An 8,308-nucleotide genomic window follows, 5' to 3' on the forward strand; every position below is an offset into this window, starting at 1 on the left:
TGCAACACCTATTGCAGTAACACTGCATAGGCATTGCAGTAAAAAATCGATCAATACGATCTATCTGCCATAGTAATGCTTGGCGGAAGGAACCATGATAACGTTCAATTCCGGATCAGCCATGTCTGGATCGATCGGGAACATCGGTCTCACGATATTCTTATAGGGAAGCTTCTTGAAGTCCTGATCCACGCCTCCCCTTGTAAAAGCCATCACCCAATCCGCTTGTATATTGTACCATTGGGTTACAAGGTAACCCTGTTTAACCATTACGATATCCATTTCCTTCGGGTCAATTCCTGAACCCTCTAGGTTTGGAGTGGGAGACGATGTGCCTACTACCACATAAACGCTTCCGGTCTTTACGATAGCGATATCTCTTTTCCGTCTCCATGATTCCGCGTTCTTGTCTTCTTCCGGACTCACATAAACCACGGTACCCGACAATTTCACGGGACCTTCGTAGGAATTATCGACCATGGCACCTACCATGCCTTCTACGTGTCCGCCTACGCCGACCTTACGTGCCTGCTTAACCACTTCTTCTCCCGGGATGGAGCAATAAAGAACGCTCTTTCCCTTATCAGTCTGGAATTCCGGACGCTTCAAGAGTCTCGCCAAAGTCCAAGTGACCTCGCCTGAGCCGCCTCCGCCGGGATTATCTCCCATATCACTGATAAAGAAAGGCTTCTTTTTGCTTGCTATTGCCAAATCGATACATTTCTCGAGCGAATATCCCGGAGCTTCCAGCGAGAACTGCTTACGGACATCCCAGAATTTCTGGGCGAGTTTCTTCGCCCCGGCTTTTACCTGTTCCTCATCGTCACCGTAAACCATCACGGTTCCTTGGTTCCGTGGGTTGTCTCCCCAAACATAACCGATCCAGATCCCTGCGTCTATCACTCCGGGCATGGCTTCAACCTCGGGAACCAATGCGTACAGCGATTTCGCAGGCTCGACACGGGTACTCGACCATTCGCCGGAAACTAGGACAGGAACAGCAACCCATGCCTTGTATGCCGGACGTCCTTTCCCCGACTCAAGACGTTCCAACAAATTGACGACCCCTCGCCGATGTGATTCGCGAGAATCCGCATGCGGTGCTTGACGATAAGTCGTAATCAAATCGGAGTTGAGAGCTACCAACCAAGACGTATTTCCGTGAAGGTCCATCGTGGTGGTAGTCAAGACATCGTTTCCGATCAAGCTACGCACCTTCTCCATGAATTCGCCCTCGGGATCGGCTACGCCTTCCACGCTACAAGCTCCGTGGTTATAAAACCAGAAAGCGTCATAGGGCATATTGGCCTTGATCATCTCCAATGTTTTTTCCACAAATGCGTCGTACGATTCTTTTGTCACGGGGCCTCTTCCACCGCCATAGCCAATCTGCGTGGGAAGCCAAGTGGCCGCCTGTCCCATTGCGGAGTCTGGGCTGAGATAGTCCGGCATTCTTACGGGGTGTCCTACGAGCGGCTGCCTATTCGGGACGAACACGCTGTTTTCTATCTGTATACCGGCAATACCGATACGAGGTTTTTTCTTCTGTCCAAAGACCTCTCCAACGAACGATACGGCCAAGAGACAGATTCCGAGCAATACTAAATTCCTATTCATACTATTATGATTTTTGCGAATTGTTATTTCCTTATTAATTAGTTATTAAACCGTCACTAATATCAATCTCGGTTTGAGGTATAGGCAATACTTCCGCACCGGCGCTGAAAGGAGTCTTAGCTCCAAATTCCGCCTTCTTGGTTCCGTTAAATACTTTCTCGCCCCATCCTACACGTACCACGTCAAAGAACCGGAAACCTTCCATTCCAAACTCCAGATGACGCTCGTTCATGATGTCTTCAAACAATTGGCTTCCTGTATGGTTTTTAGGAGCCAAGTTGACATGGCTTCTTACCTCATTCAGATACTTTTGCGCATTAGCGATATCGCCGCTGAAATAGCAAGCCTCGGCATAGTTCAAATATACCTCCGCGAGGCGGATAAGCCTGAGGTTCGTGGGTTGATTATTTCCCCGATTCTCCTCTCTTTGCCCGGGCGCGAGATATAGTTTGCGATTGTACCAACCGGTTCGGTCGTCCGTAACGGGTGCCACATCGCCTTTGGCCGCGGTCTCGATCTCTATGGCCTCTTCCGTGGAAAGGAGAGTGGTCTTCTTTCGTATGATATCCCCCTCGGCATCATAAGCGTCTGCCAAGGCCTGTGTAGGTTGTGCGCAACCGAAGCCGATCGTCATGTTTCGGGGCATAGACATCAGCACGTGACGGTTGCCGTTATTAACGCCATACCCGCTTTGGGTTGTGGAGGTATACATATTTACTTCAAGGATTGAAGAAGAGCAGTGCTCGCCGTCCAGTGAGAATTGCCAAGCGTAATCCTCCGGAGCGACCAAGCTATACTCACCCCCGCACTCATTCTGGAATTTCTCGAATGCCTTTTTTACCTCATCGTATTTTTTCTCATACAGATAAATACGTGTTTGCATGGCGATGGCCGCGCCTTTGGTAATCCTTCCCGCATAGCTTGACTCGTAGTTAGCCACCTCACTTTTCTTAGGTAATACGCTAACCGCATCGTTTAGGTCTTGCTCGATAACCGAGTATATCTCTTCGACAGACGCACGTCCGAGTCTCTCATGATCGAGATCCAAGACTCCCGTATAGCAAGGAACACCACCAAAGGTTTTCACAAGCTCGAAATAAGTATAGGCGCGAATAAACTTGGCCTCACCGATCATCTGTTCCCTGTTATATTTCGAGAATAGGGCATCGTCTGCCATTTCCATATCCCGTATAAACAAATTGGCCTTATTAATACATTGGTAAGAATACCGATATTTGTTCAAGATCTCGGTATGATCCGCTTGATACTGATAATTCTCCAGCAACGTGAAGGTTTGTGCGTCGTTCGAAGAACCGCTGTAGGTCGCGTCATTCGACAACACGTCGCCGAAACATTGCATTGACCATGTGTAACGGAAGTCCTTCATGACGGAATAGACAGCGGTCAGACGCAAGAAAGCTTGTCTTTCCTCTGATATCTCTCCAGCCTCCGGACTTCCTAACGGAGCTAAATCCAAATCTGCACAACTGCTGAATCCTGTTAAAATCGCTAGTACGATTCCTATGATATATTTGTTTTTAAACATGACATTATAAATTTTAAAAAGTAACATTAATACCTCCGGTGAATGAAATGTTCTGAGGATAGATACCGTAATCTATGCCTCTAGACAAAGAGCTGGACTGACCCACTTCCGGATCCATACCCGAGTAACTGGATATCGTAAACAAGTTCTGGCCGCTTACATAAAAACGTACTTTTTGTAGTTTTATCCTCTGCGTGAGAGAAGCGGGCAGGGTATAACCTAGCTGGGCGTTTCTCAAGCGGAAATAAGTCCCGTTTTCTACGTACATGTCCGAGAAGCGGTCATTGTCGTTTACGTCCGTAGCCGTCAGGCGAGGGATGTCCGTATTTGTATTATTTGGCGTCCAATAGTTCATTAACGCTCTATCCTTGTTCGTTATATCGTTCGGGAAGTAGGTGTAATAACGCATCGCGTTGAATATCTGATTACCGATTGTTCCACCAAACTGCAAATTGAGGTCGAAGCCTTTCCACGCCATACCCATGTTGATACCGTATATGATATCCGGAATAGGATTACCGATCATGCATCTATCACTTGAGTCTAACTTGCCATCGCCATTCGTATCTACGAACAATACATCGCCCAATTCGGCATTAGGTTGGAAATCCGCCCGCTTAACGGCATTCAACTGTTCCTGTGTTTGGATAAGCCCGTCTGTCTTATAGCCCCAGAACGCGCCGATAGGCATACCTTCATTCGTATAGGTGAGGTACATGCTTCCGTTTCGGAATGGTCCATCGGAGATTGGTGTGCCACCATTCAATTTCGTCATGCGGTTACGGATGGTCGACATATTTACTCCCACGTTGTATTCGAAACCGCTTTCGGTCTTGTCTCTCCACTCGAGATTCATCTCGATACCGCGGTTGTTCGCCTCGCCGATATTGGTGTAGGTGTTGCTGGCATATCCCATATAGATAGGCATAGGAGCGGCCAGCAGCATGTCCTTCGTTGTCTTGTAATAATACTCGAAGCTGAAGACCATGCGGGTGTTAAAGAAGCTTGCGTCAAGACCGATATTCAGAGATTCCGTGGTCTCCCATTTAATATCCGGATTGCCCAATCTGCTCACGGCAATACCTTGATACAAGGTCTCATTCTCTCTCGCTCCGAATAAAGCACCGTATTGCGTACTCAATGACAGCAAACTACGATCCACATAATTGGTGATATTCTGATTTCCGATCTGTCCCCAACCCCCGCGGAGTTTCAAGGAGGAAACCCATTCGGCGTTCAATTTCTGGAAGAACGGTTCGTTGTCGATTCTCCAACCTAGAGCGAACGAGGGGAAGTTACCCCAGCGATTCTTGGAAGAGAATTTAGAGGAGCCGTCTCGCCGGAAAGTGGCTGTAATAAGGTATTTGTTATTGTAATCGTAGTGTAGGCGGCCCAGATAAGACATCAAACCATATTCCGTAGCGCTATTGCTGGCCGTGGTCTTGTTCTTGTCCAGCGTAGCGTCTATATAATGCAGGTTATCCGACTCTCCGATAAGATCTCTCGCATTTACGCTCAAGGTTTCCTGCTTACCCCATTCATTGGTATAACCTACGAGAGCGGATATGGAGTGCTTCTCGGCAAACGTTTTCTCATACGAAAGGGTATTCTCGAACGTATAGTAATGCCCTTTGGTCTGCGACTTCGATAAACTACTCTCTAAATTTCTTTGGCTTGAGGATACCTCATAGACAGGCGAGAAGGTTTTATTGTCTACCCTTCTGATTTCCGCTCCGAAGCTACTCTTGAACTTCAATCCTTTTATAATCTGCCATTCCCCATACATATTGCCGATGAAAGCAAGTTTCTCCCGTTGATTATCCCGATACATGATACTTGCCAATGGGTTATAGTAGTCAATATAAGGAGAGTAACCATATGAACCGTCTGCGTTTTGGGCGGGAGTTACCGGATCCAAACGGATTGCGTTACTTACGACACCATAGTCGGAGTCGTACACATTACTACTGTTGCGCTCGCTAATACTTGCGTCGGTAGATCTTGCGATCGACGCGTTGGTACCCACTACCAAATGATCTTTGAGCACCGTTTTTTCCGTGCTTTGACGGACACTGAACCGTTCGTAGTTGGATTTCTTGATCGTTCCATCTTGGTTGATATAGTTCAAGCCCAGATTGAATTTATAGTCGTTCTCTTTACCACCGCTTATGCCGACACTGTAGTTATGCATAAAGGCCGTATGCGTAATCTCGTCCATCCAATTGGTGGAAACATTACGATTGACAAGGGCCAAGTTGATGGGAACGCTCCTCACTGTGTTCAACTGTTCTTGATAGTCGTACCATTCCGGACCTGACATCAAATCGAGATTATTCAATATTTTGTTCATACCCCAATATGCGTCGAGCGTAACGGTGGTTTTTCCAGCGGCGCCTTTTTTCGTAGTGATAAGGATTACGCCGTTCGCGCCACGGGAACCGTAGATAGCGGAAGCGGAAGCGTCTTTAAGCACCTCCATAGACTGTATATCCGATGTGTTCAGGTAGTTTATATCCGTCACGGGCATCCCATCCACGACGAACAATGGCTCCGCGTCGTTTACCGTACCGACACCTCTGATACGGATCGTGGCGGCGGAACCCGGAGATCCGGAACTGGAAGTGACGGATACACCGGTAGCCAAGCCTTGCAATGCGGTAGAAACATTGGCCACTGCTTGGCGAGCGATTTTCTCCTCGCTCACGGACGAGATAGCCCCCGTGATATCACTTTTCTTCATCGTACCGTAACCAATCACTACCACCTCATCCAACTTTTGTGTGTCCTCTTGCAAGGAGATGCTTAAAACCGATTTATTGCCTACCGAAATCTCCTGGTTCATATAACCGATATAGGACACTTGCAAAATAGCGTCTTTGGCTACTTCCAACGTGAATTTTCCATCTATATCCGTTATTGTCCCGTTTGTTGTCCCTTTTACCATCACATTGGCGCCAATTATCGGCATACCGGTAGCATCAATCACGGTTCCGGTGATCTGACGGGTGTTTTGTTGCGGGGTGGATACGATTGATGGTTTCTCTATAATCTTGATGTCGCTTTTAATGCGCATGTTTGGGGAGTGTACGGAAGCGTATACCCCTGTGGTAAAAATAAATAGCGGGATTGAGGTTAATTTCATGACTCTGCCCAATTTAGTTTTTGTGTTTAATCGGGGTTTAGGATTCCCCTTATAATTTTCATTCATACATTTGTAATGTTTTAGTGTTAGTATTATTTGATTTAAAGGCGCTTAGAAACTTGTTTGGCTGGGTTATGTTGCCATATCTTCCAGCCAGTTTCCCTGTTAGATATGGTTCATGATGGTTCCTGTTTCATAGGCTCTCCTTTCTTTAAGATTAACTTTAGTAAACTAAATATGTTTATTTGGTTGTTTGATTTGCAATATTCGTGAAAAAAAACGACACCTGCAAGCAAGTCTCTGCTAATTTAATATTGTGTATTCAATCGATAGAAGTCATTAATACGGCTTAATTATGTCAATTTGTCATTTCTCTCTCCTTCTGCTTCTTGTATTTGAGATAGGATAGGGTGTGTGTGTATTATATGCGATTCTCTGGTAGTTAAGCCCTGACGAATAGAATGTGTATGAAGGAAAATACTTGCAGTTTGCCTTCTTTTTATCAATATCCGCCGAATTATTATATCTCTTGTTTCAGAAAACTAATAAATGCCTCCTGAATGATATTTGAAAATCAGTCGACTTTTTTGCCGTTCTAGAGCGCAAAGGCTCTATATAGTCTCGTTTTTCAGTGTACAAAAGATTGAGATTAGGAGTAGACCCCAGCTAAATTAGAGCAAGTGCCGGATAATCCGAACTAGATGCCGGGTAGATGTCGGTTATCTGCCGGGAAATAGAAATTATAAGCCGACTAGATACATACAAGTTCAGGATATATCCTAAAAAATGTGCTATTTTGGGTACTAAAGTTCCATAATATTGGTTTAAACGTAACTGTTTTGAAAAAGTATGTGTTTAAAATATGTTTAGAAAGTAAACATTATGATAGTGTTTCGGTAATTCTTTTTGCATTCAGATAGTATGAGTTACATTTGTCAATTCATTTCAAATATTATTTAAAAACAGAGAGATATGGATGAGAAAGGATTCGTGGAAGGGGTGAGAAGGTATATGTCCCAGTTACGAGAGGAAAAGCGTTATTCCTCCGCCAAAAGTTATCAGGATGCGTTGAACTCCTTTATAAAGTATAGTGGAACAGAGAACATTTCCTATTCGGATATCAATAAGGCCAATCTTCACCGATATGAGGCTTATTTGTTGGAGAAAGGCTGCATGTGCAACACGGTTTCCACTTATATGCGTCGTATCCGTTGCGTCTATAACAAGGCGATCGAAGATGGTGATGCGGAATATATCCCCGGTTTGTTCCAAGGAGTTTTTACGGGAGTGGAGAGTAAGCGCAAGAAATCCCTATCCTTAGAGAACCAACATAAGTTGATGACGGTGAAGGTAGAGAGTGAGGTGCTAAGGGAGACACAACTGGTCGTTTGTTTGTTGTTTCAGTATGCAGGAATGTCGTTCGTGGACTTCGCCCACCTAAAAGAAAGGAATATCAAAAACGGGATATTGGACTATAATCGGCAGAAGACAGGCACACCGATGAGACTGGAAATCTTGGATACGGCAGAATTGATGCGCAAGGAATTAATGGGTGACAAGAAGCCGGCCTCAGGCTATTTATTCCCTTTTTTGAGTGGAACGAAGACGGGCTATGAGGCATATCTCGAATACAATGCGGCCCTATCCCGATTCAATCGAAATTTGAAGGCGTTGAAAAAGGCCGCTGGAATAGCATCGGATGTTACTTCTTATACGATCCGCCATTCCTTTGCCATGGCATTGAAAGAGCAAAATGTCCCTATAGAAATGATCAGTGAATTATTGGGGCATAAGTCTATCAAGACCACCCAGATTTATCTGAGAAGTTTCTCTTTAGAAAAAATGACAGAGGTGAATAGCACTTGCTTTGGTTGTGTCTATAATTATGTGTCGAAAGTGGGATGAGGCTACTTAGTGAGTAGCGTTTGTTTCACGCCGCAAATGTAGTAAAAAATAACAAAAAACAAGCAATCATTAGGGTTTGTTTGTGTTTCCAGTTGGAT

4 protein-coding genes are annotated in these 8,308 nt (G+C 45.2%); 1 reads left to right on the forward strand and 3 read right to left on the reverse strand.

Features of this window, described 5'->3' with window-relative positions; all coding sequences use genetic code 11:
• Positions 1–60: 60 nt before the first annotated feature.
• From BHV83_RS01255 to BHV83_RS01265, 3 genes are read right to left on the reverse strand one after another with little or no spacing between them, the layout of a single operon-like run.
• Positions 61–1,617 (reverse strand): M81 family metallopeptidase, encoded by a 1,557-nt coding sequence (locus BHV83_RS01255; protein WP_005865200.1) that lies wholly within the window; start codon positions 1,615–1,617, stop codon positions 61–63.
• A gap of 34 nt (positions 1,618–1,651) precedes the next feature.
• Positions 1,652–3,163 carry a RagB/SusD family nutrient uptake outer membrane protein gene (locus BHV83_RS01260; RefSeq protein ID WP_005865202.1) on the reverse strand — a complete coding sequence of 504 codons (1,512 nt, stop codon included), beginning with the start codon at positions 3,161–3,163 and terminating at the stop codon, positions 1,652–1,654.
• Positions 3,164–3,176: 13 nt separating this feature from the next.
• Positions 3,177–6,371 (reverse strand): SusC/RagA family TonB-linked outer membrane protein, encoded by a 3,195-nt coding sequence (locus BHV83_RS01265; RefSeq protein WP_181987541.1) that lies wholly within the window; start codon positions 6,369–6,371, stop codon positions 3,177–3,179.
• Between the two features lie 906 nt (positions 6,372–7,277).
• Here BHV83_RS01265 and BHV83_RS01270 point away from each other — a divergent pair.
• Positions 7,278–8,210 (forward strand): tyrosine-type recombinase/integrase, encoded by a 933-nt coding sequence (locus BHV83_RS01270; RefSeq protein WP_048927729.1) that lies wholly within the window; start codon positions 7,278–7,280, stop codon positions 8,208–8,210.
• The last annotated feature ends 98 nt before the right edge of the window (positions 8,211–8,308 follow it).

This window comes from Parabacteroides sp. merdae-related_45_40 (assembly GCF_001915675.1).